The 22940-nt window shown below is 63.6% G+C and carries 18 protein-coding genes, 4 tRNA genes and 2 pseudogenes; 20 read left to right on the top strand and 4 right to left on the bottom strand.

Annotated elements, in window-relative coordinates; all coding sequences use genetic code 11:
- Window positions 1-2: 2 nt before the first annotated feature.
- On the top strand, window positions 3-1565 hold the full coding sequence (locus tag C9I57_RS16050; RefSeq protein ID WP_107151637.1) for an efflux transporter outer membrane subunit: 1563 nt from the start codon (window positions 3-5) through the stop codon (window positions 1563-1565).
- On the opposite strand, the gene C9I57_RS16055 is transcribed toward C9I57_RS16050, so the two are convergent.
- Window positions 1528-3651 carry a D-(-)-3-hydroxybutyrate oligomer hydrolase gene (locus C9I57_RS16055; protein WP_107151638.1) on the bottom strand — a complete coding sequence of 708 codons (2124 nt, stop codon included), beginning with the start codon at window positions 3649-3651 and terminating at the stop codon, window positions 1528-1530. The two genes, C9I57_RS16050 and C9I57_RS16055, sit on opposite strands and share 38 nt — an antisense overlap.
- Before the next feature lie 255 nt (window positions 3652-3906).
- On the opposite strand from C9I57_RS16055, the pseudogene C9I57_RS16060 reads away from it, so the two are divergent.
- The 4 genes and pseudogenes from C9I57_RS16060 to C9I57_RS16075 form a co-directional block, all read left to right on the top strand.
- A pseudogene (locus C9I57_RS16060) lies at window positions 3907-4392 on the top strand (HPP family protein); the annotation flags it as partial.
- 294 nt (window positions 4393-4686) lie between these two features.
- Complete coding sequence (locus C9I57_RS16065; protein ID WP_107151640.1) at window positions 4687-5724, top strand: 2-dehydropantoate 2-reductase; 1038 nt, start codon at window positions 4687-4689, stop codon at window positions 5722-5724.
- A 221-nt stretch (window positions 5725-5945) separates the two neighbouring features.
- A complete protein-coding gene (locus tag C9I57_RS16070; protein ID WP_107151641.1) occupies window positions 5946-6161 on the top strand; it encodes a hypothetical protein in 216 nt (71 codons plus the stop codon).
- Window positions 6139-6861 carry a GntR family transcriptional regulator gene (locus C9I57_RS16075; RefSeq protein ID WP_107151642.1) on the top strand — a complete coding sequence of 241 codons (723 nt, stop codon included), beginning with the start codon at window positions 6139-6141 and terminating at the stop codon, window positions 6859-6861. Before C9I57_RS16070 ends, C9I57_RS16075 begins: the two co-directional genes overlap by 23 nt.
- 81 nt (window positions 6862-6942) lie before the next feature.
- Here the strand turns inward: C9I57_RS16075 and C9I57_RS16080 are convergent, their stop codons facing one another.
- Window positions 6943-7890, bottom strand: coding sequence for a LysR family transcriptional regulator (locus C9I57_RS16080; RefSeq protein ID WP_107151643.1), 948 nt, complete (start codon window positions 7888-7890; stop codon window positions 6943-6945).
- Between the two features lie 308 nt (window positions 7891-8198).
- On the opposite strand from C9I57_RS16080, the pseudogene oxlT reads away from it, so the two are divergent.
- Window positions 8199-9509 (top strand): annotated as a pseudogene (gene oxlT, locus C9I57_RS16085) (oxalate/formate MFS antiporter).
- A gap of 179 nt (window positions 9510-9688) precedes the next feature.
- Here oxlT and C9I57_RS16090 read toward each other — a convergent pair.
- Entirely contained in the window at window positions 9689-10099 is a 411-nt protein-coding gene (locus C9I57_RS16090) for a hypothetical protein (protein ID WP_107151644.1), read from the bottom strand.
- 235 nt (window positions 10100-10334) lie between these two features.
- On the opposite strand from C9I57_RS16090, the gene C9I57_RS16095 reads away from it, so the two are divergent.
- From C9I57_RS16095 to C9I57_RS16160, 14 genes are all read left to right on the top strand, one after another.
- Window positions 10335-11054, top strand: coding sequence for a GntR family transcriptional regulator (locus C9I57_RS16095; RefSeq protein WP_107151645.1), 720 nt, complete (start codon window positions 10335-10337; stop codon window positions 11052-11054).
- Window positions 11055-11171: 117 nt separating this feature from the next.
- Window positions 11172-12914, top strand: coding sequence for an oxalyl-CoA decarboxylase (oxc, locus tag C9I57_RS16100; RefSeq protein ID WP_107151646.1), 1743 nt, complete (start codon window positions 11172-11174; stop codon window positions 12912-12914).
- A 41-nt stretch (window positions 12915-12955) separates the two neighbouring features.
- On the top strand, window positions 12956-14206 hold the full coding sequence (gene frc / locus C9I57_RS16105) for a formyl-CoA transferase (RefSeq protein ID WP_107151740.1): 1251 nt from the start codon (window positions 12956-12958) through the stop codon (window positions 14204-14206).
- A gap of 166 nt (window positions 14207-14372) precedes the next feature.
- Window positions 14373-14804, top strand: coding sequence for a PAS domain-containing protein (locus tag C9I57_RS16110; protein WP_107151647.1), 432 nt, complete (start codon window positions 14373-14375; stop codon window positions 14802-14804).
- Window positions 14805-14893: 89 nt separating this feature from the next.
- Window positions 14894-15136 carry a hypothetical protein gene (locus C9I57_RS16115; protein WP_107151741.1) on the top strand — a complete coding sequence of 81 codons (243 nt, stop codon included), beginning with the start codon at window positions 14894-14896 and terminating at the stop codon, window positions 15134-15136.
- 162 nt (window positions 15137-15298) lie between these two features.
- Window positions 15299-16546 carry a formyl-CoA transferase gene (frc, locus tag C9I57_RS16120; protein WP_107151648.1) on the top strand — a complete coding sequence of 416 codons (1248 nt, stop codon included), beginning with the start codon at window positions 15299-15301 and terminating at the stop codon, window positions 16544-16546.
- Window positions 16547-16562: 16 nt separating this feature from the next.
- The gene (locus C9I57_RS16125) at window positions 16563-17348 is read left to right on the top strand and encodes a fumarylacetoacetate hydrolase family protein (RefSeq protein ID WP_107151649.1); all 786 of its coding nucleotides are present in this window, start codon (window positions 16563-16565) and stop codon (window positions 17346-17348) included.
- Window positions 17345-18952, top strand: a complete 1608-nt coding sequence (locus C9I57_RS16130) for a Re/Si-specific NAD(P)(+) transhydrogenase subunit alpha (protein WP_107151650.1) — start codon at window positions 17345-17347, stop codon at window positions 18950-18952. The genes C9I57_RS16125 and C9I57_RS16130 overlap by 4 nt, the downstream gene beginning before the upstream one ends.
- Window positions 18953-18964: 12 nt before the next feature.
- Window positions 18965-20356: an NAD(P)(+) transhydrogenase (Re/Si-specific) subunit beta gene (locus C9I57_RS16135; RefSeq protein ID WP_107151651.1), complete on the top strand. Its 1392-nt coding sequence runs from the start codon at window positions 18965-18967 to the stop codon at window positions 20354-20356.
- Window positions 20357-20675: 319 nt separating this feature from the next.
- Window positions 20676-20751 (top strand) — tRNA-Glu (locus tag C9I57_RS16140).
- Window positions 20752-20839: 88 nt separating this feature from the next.
- Window positions 20840-20916, top strand: a tRNA-Asp gene (locus C9I57_RS16145).
- A 61-nt stretch (window positions 20917-20977) separates the two neighbouring features.
- A tRNA-Glu gene (locus C9I57_RS16150) sits at window positions 20978-21053 on the top strand.
- A gap of 101 nt (window positions 21054-21154) precedes the next feature.
- Window positions 21155-21231 (top strand) — tRNA-Asp (locus C9I57_RS16155).
- Window positions 21232-21429: 198 nt separating this feature from the next.
- On the top strand, window positions 21430-21894 hold the full coding sequence (locus tag C9I57_RS16160; RefSeq protein ID WP_107151652.1) for a GNAT family N-acetyltransferase: 465 nt from the start codon (window positions 21430-21432) through the stop codon (window positions 21892-21894).
- 34 nt (window positions 21895-21928) lie between these two features.
- Here C9I57_RS16160 and C9I57_RS16165 read toward each other — a convergent pair whose 3' ends face one another.
- Entirely contained in the window at window positions 21929-22807 is an 879-nt protein-coding gene (locus tag C9I57_RS16165; protein WP_107151742.1) for an AraC family transcriptional regulator, read from the bottom strand.
- Window positions 22808-22940: the final 133 nt, after the last annotated feature.

A 22940-nucleotide genomic window follows, 5' to 3' on the forward strand; every position in this document is an offset into this window, starting at 1 on the left:
GCATGAAATTCGTTCGCACTCCTATCGTTCTGGCTCTGGCATTGGCGCTCGGCGCTTGCGCGGTCGGGCCGGATTATCGCCGGCCGGCGGTCGCGGTGCCCACCAAGTTCAAGGAGCTCGACGGCTGGGCGCAGGCGCAACCGGCGGCCGAGGCGCCGAAGGGCGACTGGTGGACCGTCTTCCACGATCCGCTGCTCGACGAGCTCGAGCCCATGGTCGTCGTCTCGAATCAGACGGTGCGGCAGGACTACGCAAACTACGAGGAGGCGCTGGCCGAAGTGCGCGTTGCGCGCGCGTCGCTCTTTCCCAGCATCGGCGTAACCGGCTCCGCGACGCGCGAACGGTCGTCGACCGGCTCTTCGAGCTCGTCGCTCTCGGCGAGCAGCTTCTCGGTGTCGCGTCGCAACGTCAATAATTCCGCGTCTCTCGAAGGCAGCGTGAGTTGGGCCCCCGATCTCTGGGGCCAAGTGCGGCGCACGGTCGAGGAGAACGCGGCGTCGGCGCAGGCGAGCCAGGCGACGCTGGCCAACGCAACGCTGTCCGAGCAGGTGACGCTCGCGACGGCCGTCATCGACTTGCGCATCACCGATGCGAACATCGACCTCCTGACGAAGACGGTCGACAACTACAAGGAGTACCTTCGCGTCGTTTCCGATCAGACCCAAGCCGGTACCGAGCCGCCGTCCGATCTCATTACCGCTAAGACGCAGCTCGAAAGCGCACAGTCGAGCCTGATCGCGCTCGGGGTGTCGCGCGCGCAGTACGAGCATGCGATTGCGGTGCTCGTCGGCAAGAATCCGGAGGACCTCGACATTTCGCATAGCACCTCAATGCCGGTGCTGCCGTCGATTCCGGTCGGTGTGCCATCGACGTTGCTGCAACGGCGGCCCGATATCGCCGTGGCCGAACGCGAGATGGCCGCCCAAAACGCTGCGATCGGCGTCGCTGTTTCGGCCTACTATCCGACGATCTCGCTCTCGGCCGCCGCCGGTTTCTCGGCGTCGCCGCTAGCGGGCTTGCTCAATATCGGCAACTACGTCTGGTCGCTCGGCGCCGATGTGAGCCAGACGCTTTTCGACGGTGGCGAGCGTAGCGGGAAGGTCGCCGCCGCGAAGGCGGCCTACGACGCGGCCGTGGCGAACTATCGCGGGACGGTGTTGACGGCGTTCGAGGGTGTCGACAACGACCTGGCGGGATTGCGCATCCTCGCAGAGCAGGCGAAGGTTCTCGACGCCGAAGTGAAGGACGCGACGCGCGGCGCGCAGATCGCACTCGACGAGTATCAGGCCGGCACGGTCGATTACACGACCGTGGCGACTGCCCAGACGACGCTGCTGAGCGCGCAGGAGACGGCGCTCGGTGTCGAGCAAACGCGGCTCGTCGATGCCGTCTCGCTGATCGGCGATCTGGGCGGCGGATGGTCGGCCGACGCGCTTTGCGATCCTCGGCACGCCAAGTGCGAAGCGCCCGCCTCGGGGAATTCGGGCGCATCGGCTCCCGCCGCCTCCACGCCCGCCGCCTCCAGCACTAGTGCGGAACGTTCACCACTCCATGCTTCACGCTGATCGCGTTGGCGCCCGGGCTTTCGGTTATCGCCGGCAGGTTGGCAAGCGTCAGCGCGGGAGCGGCACCCGGGGTGCCTCCGCGCGGCACCGTGCGAACGACCTGCGACGGCGGCAGCGGCGTACCGCTTTTCAGGTGATTCCACATCAGGTTGAGTGCCTGTAGATAGTAGTAATGAACGGGCACGAAGCGCGTGTCGAAGCCAGGGAAGCCGAGAAACGCGTCGAAGTGTTGGCCGTTCGTCACTTCGATCAGTGATAACTCGCTGCGCGATCCTTCGACGACGCTGTTCGCCGCCAGATACGCGCGCGACGCATGATTGATCGGCACGAGCGCATCGCTGCGGCCCTGAACGACGATCGCGGGCTTGCCGTGCAGATCGGCGCGCACGCGAATCGCGTCGACGCTCGCCACCATGCGCGGGTCCTGATTCGTCCATAGCGCGCGCAGGCAGGCGGCCCCGGCGAAACTGGCATCCGGCGTGGCCAGTCGATGATCGGCACCGCCCGCGGGCGCTTCGTTATAAACGAGGTTGATCCCGTTCGTAGGCGGCACGCCATTGCCGAGACCGAAGATCGTCGGCATCGGCGAGACGGCGGGCGTGAAGCCGGCCGCGCCCGTCGACGGATTCGTCGTGCCAAAGCTGAATCCGCAGAGATTGTCGATGACGCTCGATCGCGTGTAGGCGTTCGCGTAGGTTACCGCCACGGCCGGCACCGCCTGCGAATCCCACATCGGCGCCTGCAGCAGATCGGAGTCCGCTTCGTAGCCGGCTTCATGGAGCCGTGCGAGCGCATCGTTCGCCTGGCTTTGCGTGTCCGTTCCGCTCACCATGCCGGCCGCGGCAAGCGACGCGCAGCGAGCCTCGCGAATCGCCGTCGTGGTCGTGAGGGGCAGCGCCGTGAGGTACGGTGCACCGGCGGCAGCCTGCGCGAGCGCGGCGCACGGTTGCAACAGATTCGCGAGCGTCATGTAGTCGGCGAGCGGCTTGCCGGCCGCGAAGATGCGCTGGCCGCCCTCGAATACCTCCGCATGGCGCGGCATTCGCACGTTGACTTGCGGCTCGCCGACGACGACGGCGGTGATCCATCCTCTTCTGTCCTGCTCAGCCGCTTCCAGCGACGCGCCGCCGCCGTTGCTGACCGACGTCGCGATCGTCGTAATGCGGCCGGGCCGGTAGAGCACGCGGTGCTTCGACGAATCGCCTATGACGGGGCCGAACTGCTGATTCAGCACCCAATAGGCGAACCTGATCGCTTCGAGCGTATCTTTGCCCCAATCCTGCTCGGGGTTTTGCTGCGAATGCGCGTGCTTGAACGCGTAACGGTTCGGAAACATCTGGTTGTAGGTGGCAAGGGCGCCGCTCGCGACATTGGCGGTGAAGAGGCTGTCGCGTCCGGCCGTGGCCGCATCCTCGATCTCGCCGTCGATCAGCGTGACGAGATTGGTCCTCAGCTCGTGCGCGCCGTTGCCGGTGCCTTTGTCGGTATAGGCGACGGCGCAGCCGCGCTTGAGGCCCCATTCGCCGGCCGCCGAAATGGCGCCGTAGACGCCGCGCGAGCCCGACGAGGTTGCCGTCACGATGCAGGGGTTGGCCGGATCGAAGCTGACCGGGACCTGAACGAGCACGGTGACATTGCGACGGCCGGTGCCGTTGTCGGCATAGGCGAGGTATTCCGTGCCCGCGATCTTTCCCTCGCCGAGCGTGTTGTTGCCGTCCAGATCGACGTTGGGCCCCCAGAAGCGGCCGTAGCCGCCATTCGCCGTGATATCGACGAGCGCCCGATAGTTCGACCAGATCGCCAACCGCCGCAGCTCGGCGGCGCTCGGATGGGCGGGATCGGCAATCGCGGGTTGCGGGCCCGCCAGGCCGGTCTTGCCTAAGCCCGCGGTCAGCAGATCGTCGCTGATGCCGTCATAAGTCTTCGTTCGGAGGCTGCCTGCCACGATGAACGAGGGCAGGGTATTCACAGCAGGGCCGTCGTGGTCGTCATCCGCGCCCCATGCGCTCGACATTGACGCGCCAACTGCGATTGCGGCGCTCAACAGCACCGCGGCACTGCGGACTGCGACGGGAACGTCTCTCATGCGTGTCTCCTTACTGTTGTTGGGATGCGCCGCACCGATCAGTTTGGAACAAATAGTAATGCTTCTCTCCCGGTTTGGCGGAAGACGATGGATAGGTGTCCGAAACAATGACCTCGCTTCGTGGTCGTGGAAGTCGATAATGAAAAGCTTATTGGTACGCAAAGAAATATTGACTGTCCATATTGGTGCAAGAGACCGTACTCTCGCGACACTGGGCGACGAGCCCGACCTTTCGATCAAGAACGAGCGACGTCGATGAGAAACGGAGCGGCAGCGAAATCCAAGCGCCTTTTATCGTCCCTGGGCGCGTTGTTCGGCATAGCGTTCACCGGCTGGGTGGCGCATCTCGTACTCGGCGAGACGGTCGATGTGCCGCTACTCGTCGCGCCGATGGGCGCGTCGGCGGTTTTGCTTTTTGCGGTACCGGAGAGTCCGCTTGCTCAGCCCTGGTCGATCATGGGCGGCAATGTCGTCTCCGCCATCCTCGGCGTGGCCTGCGCGCAGCTGATCGCCACTCCAGTCTTTGCGGCGGCGACCGCGGTCGCGCTCGCCATCAGCGCGATGCTCGCACTGCGCTGCGTGCATCCGCCTTCCGGCGCGGTCGCGCTGACAGCGGTACTCGGCGGCCCCAACATTCACGAGCTCGGCTTTCGATTCGTCGCGATGCCCATCGCACTCCAGTCGGGCGCGTTGCTGACCGCGGCATTGCTGTTTCATCGGATGACCGGACATCGTTATCCGCGCATGCAGGAAAGTGATTCGGCAGAAGGGATATCGGCCCTGCGCCGCATTTTTTTGAAGTTCCGCGGCCGCGAGCGCGAGGGTGTTCCGTACATCGACGATCCTGAATCGACATAATAAAAAACTTTAACTTTCCCTAATGGATCGCGCCGCTCACTATGAGCCGTAAGCGATGCGGACGATGAAAAGCGCGCCGCCAGAGTGCGAACCGTTCGAGGATCGCCGCTGACCACCGGGCGCTATCGGGCCGAGCTGACCGACCAGATTTCTTGACTCGACCAAAGGGAAACGACAATGAAGATCTGCGTTTATGGCGCCGGAGCGATCGGCGCTTACATGGGCGCCCAGCTCGCGCTGGCCGGCGCCGACGTGAGTTTCATCGCACGCGGCGCGCATTTGGCCGCCATGCAGAAAAACGGCGTCCGTCTGCAGCTGGAGGGCGCCGAGCGCGTCATCAACGTCAAATGCACGGCCGATCCGCGCGAGCTCGGTCAGCAGGACTACGTCATCGTCGCGCTGAAGGCGCATTCGGTGCCTGGCGTCGTCGATGCGATGCAGCCGCTCATCGGGCCGCACACGGCGATCGTCACAGCCGTCAACGGTATTCCTTATTGGTATTTCTATCGTCATGGCGGCGTTTTCGCCGGCACCAAGCTTGATAGCGTCGATCCCGGCGGCAAGCAATGGGAGGCGCTCGGTCCCGAGCGCGCGATCGGTTGCGTGCTTTATCCGGCCGCGGAAATCGTCGAGCCCGGCGTTATTCGGCATGTCTACGGCAAGAAGTTTCCGATCGGCGAGCCGAGCGGCGAAAGGACCGAGCGCATCGTGAAGCTTCAGGAGATCATGACGGCGGCCGGCTTCGATGCGCCGATTCGCGAGGACATCCGCGATGAAATCTGGCTGAAGCTGTGGGGCAACCTCTGCTTCAACCCGATCAGCGCGCTCACGCATGCGACGCTCGACGTCATCACGAGCAATGCCGGCACACGCGCCGTCTCGCGCACGATGATGCTCGAAGCGAAGGCGATTGCGGACCGGTTCGGCGTGCATTTTCGCGTCGATGTCGAAAGGCGCATTGACGGGGCCGGCGCGGTCGGCGCACATAAGACTTCCATGTTGCAGGACCTCGAGCACGGCCGGCCGATGGAGATCGATCCGTTGCTGACCGTCGTGCAGGAAATGGGGCGTCTCGTCGGTCAACCCACGCCGACGATCGATACCGTGCTGGCGCTGATCAAGCTCAGAGAGCAGACGGCGCAGCAGGCACTCGGTCAGCCGGTAGCCAGCGCGAATCACCACGCCGAGCGGAAGATGGCGCTCGGCGCGGCCTAGCGACGCATTCGAAACTCACGGCGCGCCCGCAACCTGATGGCGGGCGCGGTATCCTTTCGTCTTAGCCCAAGAAAGTCACACGCATTGATTGCACCGGAGTCTTTGTAGTACGAAAGCAACGCATCGCGCCTTTCCGTGAAATATCACATACAAAATATTGACGATTGCCGCGACGCAGCATAACATGGCGCTATTCCTGTCATGTTTTCCGGAGCAAAAAAATGGACCTTCTTTCGTTGGCATGGGTTGCCATTGCCGCGGTCGGCCTCGGGGCCGCCGCGACGTACTGGATGGCGAAATGGATTCCGGCGCCGGTGGCGATGAAGGCGGCCGAGCATGGTCGTTTCGCCGGTCTTGGCGAAGCGGATCATCCGGCCGCACCGCAACACCGGCGGCCGCAACGTGAGGCATTGAATGTCGTCAGAACTGCTAACTAACAAGAATGCGACAGCGCCGTTGACGCTGTCGCTGAAGTCGATCGGGGCGAGCGCGAGCCTGCGCGATCAGGCTTACGCGATGTTGCGCAAAGCGATCGCCGATGCGGATATCTACGCAACGCGCGAACCCGTGCGTCTAGACGAGCGGATGTTGAGCGAGACGCTCGGTGTGAGCCGCACGCCGATCCGCGAGGCGATGACGCTGCTCGAGCAGGAGGGGTTCTTGCGCACCGTGCCGCGGCGCGGGATCTACATCGTGCGCAAGAGCAAGCGCGAGATCGTCGAAATGATTCAAATGTGGGCCGCGCTCGAGAGCATGGCGGCGCGGCTCGCCACGCTGCACGCGAGCGACGAGGAGATCGCCCGGCTGCGTCGCATGTTCGACAGCTTTCGCGACACGACGCCCGCCGAGCACATCGAGGAGTACTCGGACGCGAACATCGCCTTCCATCAGGCGATCGTCGAATTGTCGAAGTCGCAGATCATCCTCGACACGATCAAGAATATCTTCGTGCACGTGCGGGCGATTCGCCGCATGACGATCTCGCAGAGCGATCGTGCGGCACGCTCGATCGTCGATCATCTGCGCATCATCGAAGCGCTCGAAGCGCGCGATACCGAGCTTGCCGAACGGCTCGTTCGCCAGCATTCGCTCGATCTCGCCGCCTACGTCGAGGCGAATTGCGATTTCCTCGATTGAGGCGGCCTCCCGCCCGCGGGTGCCCCTAGGGCAGCCTCGCGCGAGCCAAGGCCGCCAATCGCCGCTCGCGCGAGTCGAGTCTCAAAGGCGCTTTGCCGTCAATGCGTTGACTCGCGTGATCTGTTCGATCTGCGCCGCGCCTTCGTCGATCAGAAATTGCTTGAACGCGTCCGCGACGGGCGGCAGCCGCTTGTTCTTGCGGTGCACGACATACCAATTGAGCATGACCGGGAAGCCCTCGACGTCCAGCACGACGAGGTGGCCGACCTGAAGCTCGAGGCTGATCGTATGCGCCGATAGGAACGCGATGCCCATCCCGGCGATCACTGCCTGCTTGATCGTCTCGGTGCTCTTGATCTCCATCGCGATCTTCGGATTCTCGAGTCTGCCGGCCAGGCCTTCCTGCATCGAATTCCATGTATCGGAGCCGCGCTCGCGAACGACGAACGGCTCCTCGGCAAGTTGCGCCATCGTGATGAAGCGCTTGTTCGCGAGCGGATGGCTCGGGGCGGCGACGATGACGTAGGGGTGCGGGGCGAACGGCTCGGTCGTCACATCCATGCCGACAGGCGGACGCACCATCACCGCGAGATCGGTCTGATTCGTGACGAGCTGCTGAAGCAGCTCCTCGCGATTATGGACGGACAGATTGAGCGTGACGCCCGAGTGCCGGCGCGTGAATTCCGCTAGAAGGCGAGGGAAGAAGTAGTCCCCTGCGCTGATGACGGCCACGTTGAGCTTGCCGCCCGAGATGCCCTTGAGCTGGCTCATCGCTTCGTCCTCCTGCTGGAATTGCAGCAAGATGTTGCGGCTGAACTGCAGCATTTCGGCGCCGGCCGGCGTCAGGTAGATCTTCTTGCCCAACTGCTCGAAAAGCGGCAATCCCGCGTGCTCCTCGAGTTGCGCGACCTGGGTCGAGACGGCCGGCTGAGTCAAATGAAGCTCCTCGGCGGCGCGCGAGAAGCTGAGCAGACGTGCCACGGTCTCGAAAACCTTCAGCTGCCGAACCGTGGCGTTTCTGATTGTCATGGGCCGATGCATAAGGAAGAGGCTATCGGCATCGTAACAAAGTTCAGGTTTTCCAAAGCTAGCGAAGACCCTAATGCGCGCACCGACTCGCGGTGTCGCCGCAGCCCGAATCGACCGGCGCCAAAGCGGCGATTAGGTCATATATAAGGCTCCCTTAATCCAAACGGTAACTAAGTTTGATTATCGGCAATTGATCGCAGCCCCTAGCATGCAGGTATGCGATCAAGCGGCTGTCGACACCGGGCCCGGTCCAACCGCAAGCCATCGCGCCTCTCGCTTTCATAAATAGATCGATGGAGACAAAGCACATGAACGGATCCGTTCAGCATGCCCCCGTGTTCTGGAAGAACAGATGGTGTCAGCTAGTCATCGGCATGCTATGCATGGCGCTGGTCGCCAACCTTCAATACGCCTGGACCCTCTTCGTGGGCCCGATGCATACCAAACATCACTGGGATCCGGCGTCCATTCAAGTGGCTTTCTCGATCTTCCTCATTACCGAGACGTGGCTCGTGCCCGTCGAGGGTTAGCTCGTCGACCGGTTCGGGCCGCGGCTCGTGGTTGCGATCGGTGCGGTCTTCGCCGGTGCGGCATGGATCATGGACTCTTACGCGACGACGCTGCCCGAGCTCTACATCGCGTCGGTCATTGCGGGCGTGGGCGCCGGGTGCGTCTATGGAACTTGCGTCGGCAACGCCCTTAAGTTATTCCCCGACCGCCGCGGCCTCGCGGCGGGGCTGACGGCGGCCGGCTTCGGCGCGGGTGCCGCGGTGACCGTCATTCCGATCGCGACCATGATCACGCGCTCGGGCTACGAACAAGCGTTTCTGGTCTTTGGCGGCTTCCAGGGCGTCGCCATCTTCTTGTTGGCCATGCTGCTCATGAAGCCCGTGGTCCGCGCCGGCGTGGTGCCGGCACGCAAGTTCGCCGTCACGAAGGTCGACTACACGCCGGGGCAGATGGTGCGTACGCCCGTGTTCTGGCTCATCTATGTATCGTTCGTCGCGGTCGCGGCCGGCGGCGTCATGGCGACGGCGCAGATCGGCCCCATCGCGAAGGACCTCGGGCTCGCTCGCATTCCGATGACGCTGTTCGGGATGACGTTGCCGCTGCTCACGATGACGCTTTCGATCGACAACATCTGCAACGGCTTCACGCGTCCGCTCTGCGGCTTTGTTTCCGACAAGATCGGCCGCGAGAACACGATGTTCATCGTCTTCATCGGAGAGGGCCTTGCGCTGCTCGGGCTCATGCAGTACGGCACGAACCCTTATGCGTTCATGACGTTCGCGGCGCTGATCTTCCTTTGCTGGGGCGAAATCTTCTCGATCTTCCCGGCCATTTGCGCCGATACGTTCGGCAGCAAGTTCGCCGCCGCAAACGCGGGCTTGCTTTATACCGCGAAGGGTACGGCCGCGCTACTCGTTCCGCTCGCGTCGATCCTCGCCGAGATGGGCGGCTGGAACGCGGTGTTCCTCGTCGCGGCCGCCATCACGATTACGGCCGGCATCGGCGCCAAGTTCGTCCTCGCGCCGATGCGCGCACGTTGGATCGAAGCGCAGAACGCAGGCTCGGCTTTCGTCACCACGCATCAATCGTCGTCGACCCTTTCGCACTGATCGTCGCGCGCACTGTGATCGACGTTTGAACCGGGGGCGCCTTGCTCGATTCACCGAGCAAGGCGCTTTGAGTTTGAGGGAAGAGATTGGCGCAACGGACTTCGCCCGCGAAGCCGGAGAAAAGAAAACGCCGCGTGAAAGTCACGCGGCGTTGGGATTGCGGCTAAGCGAGTCGAATCTCAGGCGCCGCTGAGCATGGGCAGGCCGAAGTCGCCGGAGAAGTCGTCGTTGAAGCGGGGCGAGGCACGCATCTCTCGCGTGCGGACCTGGAGCACCGAAGGACCCTTCGTTTCGGCGGCGATAGCCGCGCACGCTTCGAGTGCCTCGGGCCGCAGCGCGTTCTTCTTCGCCAGGATGGCCTCGCTCAGAAACTCGGCGCTATAGGCGGTCAGCAGATGAGGATGGTGCGTTTCGATGTATGTGACGATGCGAGCCGCTTCGCTATCGATCAATGCAAGCGACGCCAGCGTTTGTGTGTCCCAGCGAAAGCGCAGCCCCAGTTCGGCGAACGCCATGTTGTACGCGCAAACGTGCGCCTTCAGGTCGCGATCGTCGTCGAGCCGACGATCGTCGAATGCTGCAGAAGTCATGGGCTTCTCCTTCCATCGTGAATCGATGAGTTGGGTAAAGCATAGGGCTGCAGCGGGATAGGTGATAGTTAAAGTTTTATTGGAAATCCATAAACAAAGGTTTATCGACAACGACCAGACGCGGCGTGACTCAAGGAACCAGCGTGCGCCGGGGCTCGCCGTCGTTGCGCGAAATCGCTTGACCTCGTTGATATCTGATATACAGTATTAAACATACTGAGATCGCGAGGAGACTATGTCCACGGACAGGCACATCGAGTCCGAGCCGCCGCAGGTGTCGTTATCGCTTGCGCCGATCGGAGCCTCCCTGTCGTTGCGTGACAGGGCTTATGCCAGCTTGAGGCGGGCCATCGCCGAGACCGACATCTATGAGTCGCGCGAGGACATCCGGCTCGACGAAAAGGAATTGGCCGAGGCGCTCGGTGTCAGCCGCACGCCGGTGCGCGAAGCGATGACGCTGCTCGAGCAGGAGGGGTTTCTGCGGACGGTGCCGCGGCGCGGCGTCTACATCCAGCGCAAGACGAAGCGCGAAATCGTCGAGATGATCTACATGTGGGCAGCGCTCGAGAGCATGGCGGCACGTCTGGCGACGGTACGCGCCTCGGACGGGGATGTTGCGGGCCTGCGCCGCATCTTCGCCGCCTTCGGCGAAGCGACGCCCTCCGAGCACGTCGACGAGTACTCCGAGGCCAACATCGCATTCCATCAGGCGGTCTTCGAGCTTTCGCAATCGCCCGTGCTCGTCGAAACGAGCAAGAACATCTTCATGCACGTGCGCGCGATCCGTCGGATGACGATCGGCGAGCGCGATCGCGCCGCGCGTTCGATGGATGATCACATGCGCATCATCGAGGCGCTGGAGGCGCGCGATACCGAGCTTGCCGAGCAGCTCGTGCGCCAGCACTCGCTCGATCTGGCGGCGTTCGTGGAAGTGCACTGCGACTTTCTCGACTAAGGGGACGGGCGGAATACGCGACGTGAAGCAGCGACGCAAAAAACGCTTGCTCTAATACAGTGTGGGATATATGGTATATCACAGCAAAACACAAACTCTGCGCCAAGGAGGCACGACATGGCAGAAGCAGCTGGGGCGATCGAACTGAAGGTCCCCCAAGTCACGGAAACGTCGCCGATGACGGACGGCTTTCATCTCGTCATCGAAGCGTTGAAGCTGAACGGTATCGAGAACATCTACGGCTTGCCCGGAATTCCCGTTACCGACCTGGCGCGGCTTGCGCAAGCCGAAGGAATGCGCGTCATCAGCTTTCGGCACGAGCAAAACGCCGGCAACGCGGCGGCGATTGCCGGCTATCTGACGCAAAAGCCCGGCGTCTGCCTGACCGTGTCCGCGCCTGGCTTTCTGAATGGGCTCACGGCGTTGGCCAACGCGACGACGAACTGCTTTCCGATGATCCTCATCAGCGGCTCGAGCGAACGTGAGATCGTCGATCTCCAGCAGGGCGATTACGAGGAGATGGATCAACTCAATATCGCCAAGCCACATGCGAAGGCGGCTTTTCGGGTGCTGCATGCGCAGGACATCGGTATCGGCGTGGCTCGCGCGATTCGCGCCGCGGTATCGGGACGGCCGGGCGGCGTTTATCTCGACCTCCCGGCGAAGCTGCTGGCTCAGGCGGTGGACGCCGTCGAGGGACGCAACTCGCTCGTGCGTGTGGTCGATCCCGCGCCGCGCCAGCTGCCCGCGGCCGACTCGGTCCAGCGCGCGCTGAACTTGCTCAAAGGCGCGAAGCGTCCATTGATCCTGCTTGGCAAGGGCGCAGCCTACGCGCGGGCCGATGACGAGATCCGGGCGCTCGTCGAAAAGACGGGCATTCCCTACCTGCCGATGTCGATGGCGAAGGGCCTTCTGCCCGATACGCATCCGCAATCGGCATCGGCCGCCCGTTCGTTCGTGTTGGCCGAGTCCGACGTCGTGCTGCTCGTCGGCGCGCGCCTGAACTGGCTGCTCGCTCATGGCAAGGGCAAGACCTGGGGGGCGCCGAAGCAGTTCATCCAGATCGATATCGCGCCGACCGAGATCGACAGCAACGTTGCGATCGCGGCACCCGTCGTCGGCGATATCGGCTCGTGCGTCTCGGCGCTCCTCGAGGGAATCGACCCAAGCTTCCCGAAGCCGAGCGCCGAATGGCTTTCAGTCGTGGCCGAGCGCAAGAACAAGAACCTCGCGAAGATGGCCGAAACGCTCGCGAAGGATCCGACGCCGATGAGCTTCCACAGCGCACTGCGCGTGCTGCGCGATGTCGTGAAGGCGCATCCGGACATCATGCTCGTCAACGAGGGCGCGAATACGCTCGACTATGCGCGGGCGGTCATCGACATGTACGAGCCGCGGAAACGTCTCGATTGCGGCACGTGGGGCGTGATGGGCATCGGCATGGGCTTCGCGGTCGGTGCGGCCGTCGAGACCGGCAAACAAGTGCTCGCGATCTGCGGCGACAGCGCGTTCGGCTTTTCGGGGATGGAGGTCGAGACGATTTGCCGATATGACCTGCCCGTTTGCATCGTCGTCTTCAACAACAACGGCGTCTATCGCGGCACGGATGTGAATCCGTCCGGCGGCAAGGATGTGGCGCCGACGGTGTTCGTCAAGGGTTCGCGTTACGACAAGCTGATCGAGGCGTTCGGCGGCATTGGTTATCACGTGGCCACGCCGGCCGAGCTCGAAAGAGCGGTGGCCGAGGCGTTCAAGACCGGCAAACCCACCCTCATCAACGCCGTCATCGACGAATCGGCCGGCACCGAAAGCGGCCGCTTGACGAACCTCAATCCGCAAAGCTCGGCGAAGAAGCATTGACGCCTGACATCGCCCGACACGACACCCTTAGGAGAATGAAAGTGACACTGCCGCTCAAAGGAATCAAGATCATCGATTTCACGCACGTCCAGGCGGGTCCCGCCTGCACGCAGATGCTCGCTTGGTTCGGCGCCGACGTGATCAAGGTCGAGCGTCCCGGCTCCGGCGACGTGACGCGTAATCAACTGCGCGACATTCCCGATGCCGATGCGCTTTACTTCACGATGCTCAACAGCAACAAGCGTTCGCTGACGCTCGACACGAAGACGGCCGAAGGCAAGGAGGTTCTCGAGAAGCTGATTCGCGGCTCGGATGTGCTCGTCGAGAACTTCGGGCCCGGCGCGCTGGACCGCATGGGCTTCTCGTGGCAACGCATCAACGAGCTCAATCCGAAGATGATCGTCGCCTCGGTGAAGGGTTTCTCTGAAGGCCATCACTATTCGGACCTGAAGGTCTACGAGAACGTCGCGCAGTGCGCCGGCGGCGCCGCCTCGACGACGGGCTTCTGGGACGGCCCGCCGACGGTCAGCGCGGCGGCGCTGGGCGACAGCAACACGGGCATGCATCTCGCGATCGGCATTCTCACGGCCCTCATCGGCCGCCAGCAGACGGGCAAGGGACAGAAGGTGGCTGTTTCGATGCAAGACGCCGTATTGAACCTGTGCCGCGTCAAGCTGCGCGATCAGCAGCGCCTCGAGCGCGTCGGCTACCTCAAAGAGTATCCGCAGTATCCGCACGGCTCGTTCACCGATGTGGTGCCGCGTGGCGGCAACGCGGGCGGCGGCGGCCAGCCTGGATGGGTGCTCAAGTGCAAGGGATGGCAAACCGATCCGAACGCCTATATCTATTTCACCGTTCAGGATCACGCGTGGGAGCCGATCTGCCGCGCGATCGGGCGTCCCGAATGGATCAACGACCCCGACTACAACACGCCCGACGCGCGCCAGCCGCATATCTTCGACATCTTCGCGAAGATCGAGGAGTGGCTCGCCGACAAGACCAAGTACGAGGCCGTCGATATCCTGCGCAAATTCGACATTCCGTGTTCGCCGGTGCTCAGCATGAAGGAACTCGCCTACGACGAATCGATGCGCAAGACCGGCTCGATCGTCGAAGTCGATCACCCCGTGCGCGGCAAGTATCTGACGGTTGGCAGTCCTATCAAGTTCTCCGAGCTCAAGCCCGAGATCACGGCATCGCCGCTGCTCGGGCAGCACACGGACGAAGTGCTGGCCGAACTCGGCTACACGAAGGAGCAGATCGCCCACATGCACGAGGCGAAGGCCGTCTGAAGACACGGGCGGGCGGGGCCACCGCGACGGGCATGCGCTTTTTCGTTTATTGTCGAAGCAATCGCCGCCGCGGCGCCTGCCATCAGCGCGAGCAGAGACGTCAGGCGCCGCGGCGAGCCGGCCCATCCCGCCCATAGCGGCACAACGAACGGAGTGAGAGAGCACCATGCAAACGACGATCGATCTCGAACAACTGGTCGCGGCCGTCGGCGACGCGATCATCGTCTCTGATCCGGAAGGCAGGATCACCCTCTGGAATCCGGCGGCGCAGCGAATATTCGGTTTCAGCGAGGACGAGGCGCTGGGCAAGTCGCTCGACCTCATCATTCCGCAACGTCTGCAGGCCCGTCATTGGGAGGGCTACCAGAAGACGATGCAAACGGGCGAGACGCGCTACGGCAACGACGTGCTCAAGGTACCCGCCGTGCACAAGGACGGAAGGGCGTTGTCGATCGCATTCACCGTCGCGCTGCTGTATTCGGCGCCGGGGACGCTGAGTGGAATCGTTGCTGTCATTCGCGACGAAACGAGCCGCTTTCAGGAAGAGCGCAATTTGCGCAAGCGGCTCACCGAATTGGAGGCCCGAGTCGGGGCTTGACGTCATCTACCGATCGGTCGTGGCGCCGCGCTCGACGCATGCGCGGCGACACGGCGGCTCCGATTGAAGCAAGAGCAAACGAGGAAGCGATGCGTGTGGAGATTGTGGGATCGTACCGGCTCGAGCTGTCCGCGATGCAGCTCATCGAGAACGGCGGGTGGACCGCCTATGCGGCGGTCAGAAACGCCGAAGACCAAGCGGCGGGCGAACCGAAGATGAGCATTCTGCCGTATCAACGCGTCGTCGACGACGCCGTGTTCGAGAGCGAAGCTGCCGCGCTTGCCGCTGCGCGGCGCGTGGCGATCGCGCTCGTCGGCGCCGCCTCGGCCTGACGGTTGCGGCGCATGCTCGAGCGGCGTTATTGGTCATTTAGTTAGTAGTGCAGAACAAATTGAATGCGCTGAGCGGGGTTTTAAAACCTGCCAGTGCAATGGCACCGAAGCTGTGACGAGAACACGGTGCCGATAGAGACAAACGAGTTTGGGAGACAGGAAGTGAGCAAGGCACTGATGGGTGTGCGCGTCCTCGATTTCACGCATGTGCAGTCCGGCCCGACCTGCACGCAGCTGCTCGCCTGGTTCGGCGCGGACGTGATCAAGGTCGAACGGGCGGGAGCCGGCGACGTCACGCGCGAGCAACTGCGCGACATCCCCGATGCCGACAGCCTTTACTTCACGATGCTCAACCACAACAAGCGGTCGGTCACCATCGACGCGAAGCATCCGGAAGGCAAGAAGGTCCTCGAGGCGTTGATTCGCCAATGCGACGTGCTCGTCGAGAACTTCGCGCCGGGTGCGATCGAGCGGATGGGTTTCGGTTGGGAGCGCATCCAGGAATTGAATCCGCGCATGATCATGGCGTCGGTCAAGGGCTTCGGCCCCGGGCCTTATCAGGACTGCAAGGTCTATGAGAACGTCGCGCAGTGCGCGGGCGGTGCGGCTTCGACGACAGGTTTCGACGATGGCCCGCCCGTCGTGAGCGGCGCGCAGATTGGCGATAGCGGCACCGGACTCCATCTCGCGCTGGGTATCGTGACGGCGCTCTATCAACGGACGATGACGGGCCGCGGACAGTATGTGCTCGCGGCGATGCAGGATGCCGTGCTCAATTTGTGCCGCGTCAAGCTGCGCGATCAGCAGCGGCTCGACCGCACGGGTGTGTTGCGCGAATATCCGCAGCACCCGCAGGGGACATTCGGGCCGGCCGTGCCGCGCGCGGGCAACGCGTCGGGCGGAGGCCAGCCGGGCTGGATCCTGCGCTGCAAGAATTGGGAATGGGACTATAACGCCTACATCTACTTCATCGCGCAGGCCCCTGTATGGGCCAAGGTCTGCAACGTGATCGGCAAGGAAGAGTGGATTACCGATCCCGACTACGCGACGCTGCAAGCGCGCTTGCCGCGCTTGAAGGAGATCTTCGCCGAAATCGAGCGCTGGACGATGACGAAGACGAAGTTCGAGGCGATGCAGATTCTGAACAAGTACGACATCCCGTGCGGCCCGGTGCTCTCGATGAAGGAGATTGCCGAAGACGAAGCGCTGCGCGAGACGGGCACGATCGTCGAAGTCGATCATCCCGTTCGCGGGCCGTACCTGACGGTCGGCAATCCCATCAAGCTGTCGGACAGTCCCACGGTGGTGACGCGCTCGCCGCTGCTCGGCGAGCATACCGACGAAGTCATGGCCGAGCTCGGCTTCACACCCGAAGACGTCGCGCATCTGCGCGAGGTCGGAGCGATCTGACTTTAGGAGAACTCCCATGACATCATGGGTCCGCTTTCTGTCGAAGGACGGAAGCGTCGGCTTCGGCTTGCTCGAAGACGACTGCGTTGTTGAATATCGCGGCGACATGTTCGGCGAGCCCGAGCGAACGGGAGGCCGGCGGTATCTCGACGACGTGACGCTGTTGAGTCCGTGCGTGCCGACCAAGGTCGTCGCGCTCTGGAACAACTTTCATGCGCTCGCCGAGAAGCTCGGCAAGGCCGCGCCCGTTCATCCGCTCTTTCTGATCAAGCCGCCGATGTCCGTCATCGGGCCTGGCGCGCCCATCCGGCGCCCCCGCGCGTACCGCGGCAAGATTGCCTATGAGGGCGAGCTCGGCATCGTGATCGGACAGCGCTGCAGCAACGCTGCAGTGGAAGAGGCCGATCGGTACATCTTCGGCTATACCTGCATCAACGATGTCACGGCCGTCGAGTTGCTGGACGAAGATCCGAACTTCGCGCAATGGTGTCGGGCGAAGGGCTTCGATACGTTCAGCTGCATCGGTCCTGCAATCCGCTGCGACTTCGATTGGCGCGCCGCGCGCGTGGCAACGCGACTCGACGATACCGAGCGGCAGAACTATCCGCTCGATGACATGATCTTCTCGCCGGCGCAGCAGGTGAGCCTGCTCTCGCAGGACATGACGCTGATTCCGGGCGACGTGATCGCGTGCGGCACGTCGATCGGCGTCGGGTCGATCAAGGACGGGGCGACGGTGACGGTGTCGATCGATGGGATCGGCTCGCTTTCGAACACGCTCGCGGCGAGGGGGGAGCAATGACGACGATCGCCGTGCCACGCGAAGTGCATCCGGGCGAGCGCCGCGTCGCGGCGACGCCCGATACCGTCGCGCAATTGATCAAGCTTGGATACGCGGTGACGGTCGAGGCGGGCGCCGGAGCCGCCGCGTCGTTCGACGACGACGCCTATCGCACCGCCGGCGCCGAGATCGTCAGCGATACCCGCGCGCTGTGGACCGGGGCGGATGTCGTCGTCAAAGTGCGTCCGCCCGCGTTCCACCCGCGGCTCGATGTCGACGAGTCCGCTCTGATCCGGGAAGGTGCCACGCTGATCGGCTTCGTCTGGCCCGCGCAAAACCCGGGGCTGCTGACGTGCCTCGCGGAGCGTCGGACGAACGTTCTCGCGATGGACTGCGTGCCGCGCATTTCGCGTGCGCAAAAGCTCGACGCGTTGAGCTCGATGGCGAACATGGCCGGCTATCGCGCCGTGATCGAAGCCGCTCACCACTTCGGGCGGCTGTTCACGGGGCAGATCACCGCGGCGGGCAAGATGCCGCCGGCGAAGGTAATGGTCATCGGCGCCGGCGTGGCGGGGCTTGCCGCCATCGGCGCGGCGCGCGGCCTCGGCGCGATCGTGCGCGCATTCGATACGCGTCCCGAAGTCGAGCAGCAAGTGCAAAGCATGGGCGCCGAGTTCCTGAAAGTCGATGTCGAAGAGGAGGGCAGCGGCAGCGGCGGCTACGCGAAGGAAATGAGCGCGCGCTTCATCGAGGCCGAGATGGCGCTCTTCGCGGCCCAGGCAAAGGAGATCGACATCATCGTCACCACGGCGCTGATTCCGGGCAAGGCCGCGCCGACGCTCATCACGGCCGAGATGGTCGAGTCGATGCGGCCGGGCAGCGTGATCGTCGATATGGCGGCCGAGCAGGGCGGCAACTGCGAGCTCACGAAGCCCGGCGAGGTCGTGAACGCACACGGCGTGACGATCGTCGGCTACACGGACCTGCCGAGCCGGATGGCGACGCAGTCGAGCCAGCTCTATGCGACGAACATCCGGCATTTGCTGACCGATCTCACGCCGAACAAGGATGGCGCGCTGCGAATCGATATGAACGACGAAGTCATGCGGGGCGCGACCGTCGTTCACGAAGGTTCGATCGTCTGGCCGCCGCCCGCGCCGAAGCAGCCGGCGACGGAAAAGAAGTCGAGCGTCGAGCGCGCCGGCGAATCGGCGAACCATGCGGCGCGCGCGCCGGGCGCAGCCGCTCAGAAGGAAAACGGCGAGGGCGCTCGACGGAAACCCGGTATGGGCACGCTCGCGTTCATCGTCATTGCCGCCGTGGCATTGCTCGCATTGGGAGCCGTCGCGCCGGCGTCGTTCGTTGCCCATCTGACGGTTTTCGTGCTCGCGGTCTTCGTCGGGTACCAGGTCATCTGGAACGTGACGCCGGCGTTGCATACGCCGCTCATGAGCGTGACCAACGCGATCAGCGGCATCATCGTCATCGGGGCGCTGCTGCAACTCGGCTCGTCGAACATGCTCGTGACGACGCTTGGCGGCATCGCACTTTTCGTCGCGACGATCAACATCGCGGGCGGATTTCTCGTCACGCAGCGCATGCTGAGAATGTTCCAGCGCAATTGATAAGGAGTCCTGATGTTGAACGGAATCGGAAATGTCGCGTATCTGGGCGCGAGCACGCTGTTCATTTTGAGCCTGCGCGGCCTCGGCAATCCGCTCACGGCGCGGCGCGGTAACTTGTACGGCATGATCGGCATGCTGATTGCCGTCGCGGCGACGCTTGTCATCTCGCCCGGCGTCAGTCTTGCGATCGTGGTCGTCTGTGCCGCCACGGGGGCGGCGTTGGGCGCGCTTCTCGCGCAGCGCGTGGAAATGACGCAGATGCCGCAGCTCGTGGCGATCCTGCACAGTTTCGTGGGCCTCGCGGCCGTCGTGACGGCTGTCAACAGCTATCTCGCGCCCGCGGCGGGGCAAGAGGGCGTGCAGCAGACGATCCACGAATGCGAGATCTACCTTGGCGCATTGATCGGCATGGTGACGTTCGCGGGATCGATCGTCGCGTTCCTCAAGCTGCAAGGGACGCTCGGCGGCAAGCCGCTCGTCTTGCCGGCTCGGCACCTGCTCAATCTTCTCGTCGTCGCCGTGTGCGCCGTGCTCGGTTATCGCTTTCTGACGGCACCGACCGTCGAGGCCGGATTGTTCGCACTCCTGACGATGATCGTGCTCGCCGCCGCGCTCGGCGTCCACCTCGTGATGGCGATCGGCGGGGCCGATATGCCCGTCGTCGTGTCGATGCTCAACAGCTACTCGGGCTGGGCAGCGGCGGCCACGGGGTTCATGCTCGACAACGATCTGCTGATCACGACGGGCGCGCTCGTCGGCTCGAGCGGCGCGATTCTGAGCTACATCATGTGCCGCGCGATGAACCGAGGCTTTCTATCCGTGATACTCGGCGGTTTCGGCGCGTCGAGCGGAGCGGGCGCGGCGCAGGTCGAGGGCGAGGTCGTCTCGGCGACCGTCGACGAAGTCGGCGCCATGTTGCGCGATGCGTCGGATGTCATCATCGTGCCCGGCTACGGCATGGCCGTCGCGCAGGCGCAATCGACGATCAGCGAGATCACACGCAAGCTTGCCGCGATGGGCGTGCGCGTGCGCTTCGGCATTCATCCCGTCGCGGGTCGCTTGCCGGGGCACATGAACGTTCTGCTCGCTGAAGCGAAGGTACCGTACGACATCGTGCTCGAGATGGACGAGATCAACGACGACTTCGCCGATGCCGACGTCGTGCTGGTGATCGGTGCGAACGACATCGTCAATCCCGGCGCACTCGAAGACCCGGCGAGCCCGATTGCCGGGATGCCGGTGCTCGAAGTCTGGAAGGCTCGCACCGTCGTCGTCTCGAAGCGCAGCATGGCGTCCGGCTATGCGGGCGTCGACAATCCGCTCTTCTACAAGGAAAACACGCGGATGCTGTTCGGCGATGCGAAAGCGAGCGTCGACGCGCTGCTGCAGGCTCTGGCGATCTGAGGAAGGGGCCGGGCCGGCCGGCGGACCGATCGCTGCGCTCTGTTGGGCGAACCCGAACCTAACGTCGTCCGCTTGCGCATTGCGGCGGACGATGCGTATAATCGCAGGCTCGCTTTTCGAAGCGGGAGCGCTTCGCGGAAGGCAGTCGATCGTTGCGGGAATCGATCGGTCGGCGCGCAGGAAAGCCTTTCGGCGCCCGATGTGAGGAAAGAAAATACTTCACAAACGGCGAGCGGGAAGCTAGAATAGCGTTCTTCGCTTTCGGCGGAAGTTGATTGCGAAACGCGGTAGTAAAACGCGGTAGTACGAAGAGATTTTTGTCCCCTTCGTCTAGAGGCCTAGGACATCACCCTTTCACGGTGAGTACAGGGGTTCGAATCCCCTAGGGGACGCCAGACATCGGCGGTATCTCAGTCGCGGGAGCGATGAGGTGCGGCAGCTCGAGAGACGAGACCGACGCTCGCGAGTATGATGCAAGAAAGTGGAGTGGTAGTTCAGTCGGTTAGAATACCGGCCTGTCACGCCGGGGGTCGCGGGTTCGAGTCCCGTCCACTCCGCCAGACAAAGCCCGTTCAGTAAGCTTGAACGGGCTTTTTTAATAAAGATGTAAGCGGTACGTTTGTCCCCTTCGTCTAGAGGCCTAGGACATCACCCTTTCACGGTGAGTACAGGGGTTCGAATCCCCTAGGGGACGCCAGATATCGGTGGCGTATTCGAGCGCCGGGTCGAACCCGGTGGCACGAGACGCCGCAGCCCGTGAGACACGACCGACGCTCGCGGGCCATGATCTGCAAGACTGGAGTGGTAGTTCAGTCGGTTAGAATACCGGCCTGTCACGCCGGGGGTCGCGGGTTCGAGTCCCGTCCACTCCGCCAAATCGAAAAGCCCGTTGATGAATTCAACGGGCTTTTTTTTGGCTTACAGCTATCGCACGTGCGCCGGAAACGAACGAGCGCGGCCGTGACATGCGCCGGCAGCCATGTGTCGCGCCGCACCATCGCCGGGGGAAATCTCGGTTGCAAGCGGCGTCCCAGTGCCGTACCGTGTCCCTGAATCATCCCGTTGCCGCGCAGATGTTCGCTCCCACCGACGCACCGCTGCCGTTCGCGCTACGCGACGCCGCGCCCGAAGACTTCGAGTTCGCCGAGGCGCTGACGCGCAATAACATGAACGGCTACTACGAACGCCATCATCTGGTCTGGCGTGCCGATCTCTTCTTCGTCAGCTGGCGCGAATCGGAAAACTATATTCTCGAAGCCGACGGCCAGCGGGTGGGCGTCATGCGCCTGACCGAAGAGGGCAATTCATTGCACATACGCGATGTCCAGATCGCGGCAGGCTACCGCGGCCAGGGTGCCGGCACTTATATGCTCGAGACGGCGCATCGCTGGGCTCGCGAGCGGGGATTGAGCGAGTTGCAGCTGCGCGTCTTCGTCGACAATCCCGCCGCGCGTCTCTATCTGCGCATGGGCTATCGCGTGACGGGCCCGCGTATCGCTCAGATCGGCGCAATCCGCCATATGACGCGGCGCGTCTGATCCGTGTCCGCCCCGAAGAAGCGCCCGGCGCCGATCAACGGCCGGCCTGGGCGTCCGGCAGATCCTCGAGCTCGTCTTCTTCGAGCGCCTCGCTTTCGTGCCGGCGCTCGTGCCCGCGCACCATGAAAGCCCGCGGGCTCTCGCCGAACGCTCGGCGGAACATGGCCGAAAACGCGCTCTGACTCTGGTAGCCGAGCGCCTGCGCAATATGCGACAGCGGCCTGCCCTGGCTGAGCAGCGGAATCGCCCGCGCCAGCACGGCCTGCTGGCGCCATTGCGAGTAGCTCATGCCGAGTTCCTGCCGAAAGAGCCGCGCAATCGTGCGCGTGCTCGCGCCGACCGTTGCCGCCCAATACTCGAGCGGGTCCGCGTTGCCCGGGTCGGCGAGCAGCGCGTCGCAGAGCGCGCGCAACCTTTTTTCACGCGGCATCGGCACCGATAGCGGCAACGGGACCGAGTGCGTCAGCTCGTCGAGAGCGAGCGCGCCGAGCAGTCGCTCACGCATGGGCGACAAGTCGCTCGCGTCGATGGACGCGATCAGTTCGCGCAAGAGCGGCGAGACTTCCATGACCCGGCAACTTTCGAGTCCCGCCGGCACCACGGATTCGTCGATATACAGGGCGCGCAGATAGGCGTCCTCGACGATGACGACTTCATGCGGCACGTGCGGCGGCACCCAGATTGCGCGCGAGGGCGGGACGATCCAGGTGCTGCTCTCGACGCCGATGCGCAGCACCCCACGCGACGCGTAGGCCACCTGCGCCCATGCGTGCATGTGCAAGGCGATGCGCTCGCCGGCCGGGACGGCTCGCGAGCGCACGCGGACCGGATGGTCGCGCGTCGGCGCGAATTGCGGCGGGATGTCGGCAAAGCGTACGCGCGCCGAAGGCAGTGGGAGAGTCGATTCGGTCATGGCGAAACGGATCGGCACAGGCGACTCGAGCGGGATTCGCGAGCGCGGCAAAGAGCCGGCACGCGAATCCTCACGGTCCTCATGCTTCGCTATTGTATGAGCGGCCCGGGTTCCGCGGTGCCGCTCGAGGCAT

The organism is Trinickia symbiotica, from assembly GCF_003028655.1.
GTDB lineage: Bacteria > Pseudomonadota > Gammaproteobacteria > Burkholderiales > Burkholderiaceae > Trinickia > Trinickia symbiotica_A.

Coding starts and splice junctions, on each gene's coding strand:
- C9I57_RS16050 (WP_107151637.1), top strand. CDS start 3: ATGAAATTCGTTCGCACTCCTATCGTTCTGGCTCTGGCATTGGCGCTC.
- C9I57_RS16055 (WP_107151638.1), bottom strand. CDS start 3,651: ATGAGAGACGTTCCCGTCGCAGTCCGCAGTGCCGCGGTGCTGTTGAGC.
- C9I57_RS16065 (WP_107151640.1), top strand. CDS start 4,687: ATGAAGATCTGCGTTTATGGCGCCGGAGCGATCGGCGCTTACATGGGC.
- C9I57_RS16070 (WP_107151641.1), top strand. CDS start 5,946: ATGGACCTTCTTTCGTTGGCATGGGTTGCCATTGCCGCGGTCGGCCTC.
- C9I57_RS16075 (WP_107151642.1), top strand. CDS start 6,139: ATGTCGTCAGAACTGCTAACTAACAAGAATGCGACAGCGCCGTTGACG.
- C9I57_RS16080 (WP_107151643.1), bottom strand. CDS start 7,890: ATGACAATCAGAAACGCCACGGTTCGGCAGCTGAAGGTTTTCGAGACC.
- C9I57_RS16090 (WP_107151644.1), bottom strand. CDS start 10,099: ATGACTTCTGCAGCATTCGACGATCGTCGGCTCGACGACGATCGCGAC.
- C9I57_RS16095 (WP_107151645.1), top strand. CDS start 10,335: ATGTCCACGGACAGGCACATCGAGTCCGAGCCGCCGCAGGTGTCGTTA.
- oxc (WP_107151646.1), top strand. CDS start 11,172: ATGGCAGAAGCAGCTGGGGCGATCGAACTGAAGGTCCCCCAAGTCACG.
- C9I57_RS16110 (WP_107151647.1), top strand. CDS start 14,373: ATGCAAACGACGATCGATCTCGAACAACTGGTCGCGGCCGTCGGCGAC.
- C9I57_RS16115 (WP_107151741.1), top strand. CDS start 14,894: ATGCGTGTGGAGATTGTGGGATCGTACCGGCTCGAGCTGTCCGCGATG.
- C9I57_RS16125 (WP_107151649.1), top strand. CDS start 16,563: ATGACATCATGGGTCCGCTTTCTGTCGAAGGACGGAAGCGTCGGCTTC.
- C9I57_RS16130 (WP_107151650.1), top strand. CDS start 17,345: ATGACGACGATCGCCGTGCCACGCGAAGTGCATCCGGGCGAGCGCCGC.
- C9I57_RS16135 (WP_107151651.1), top strand. CDS start 18,965: ATGTTGAACGGAATCGGAAATGTCGCGTATCTGGGCGCGAGCACGCTG.
- C9I57_RS16160 (WP_107151652.1), top strand. CDS start 21,430: ATGTTCGCTCCCACCGACGCACCGCTGCCGTTCGCGCTACGCGACGCC.
- C9I57_RS16165 (WP_107151742.1), bottom strand. CDS start 22,807: ATGACCGAATCGACTCTCCCACTGCCTTCGGCGCGCGTACGCTTTGCC.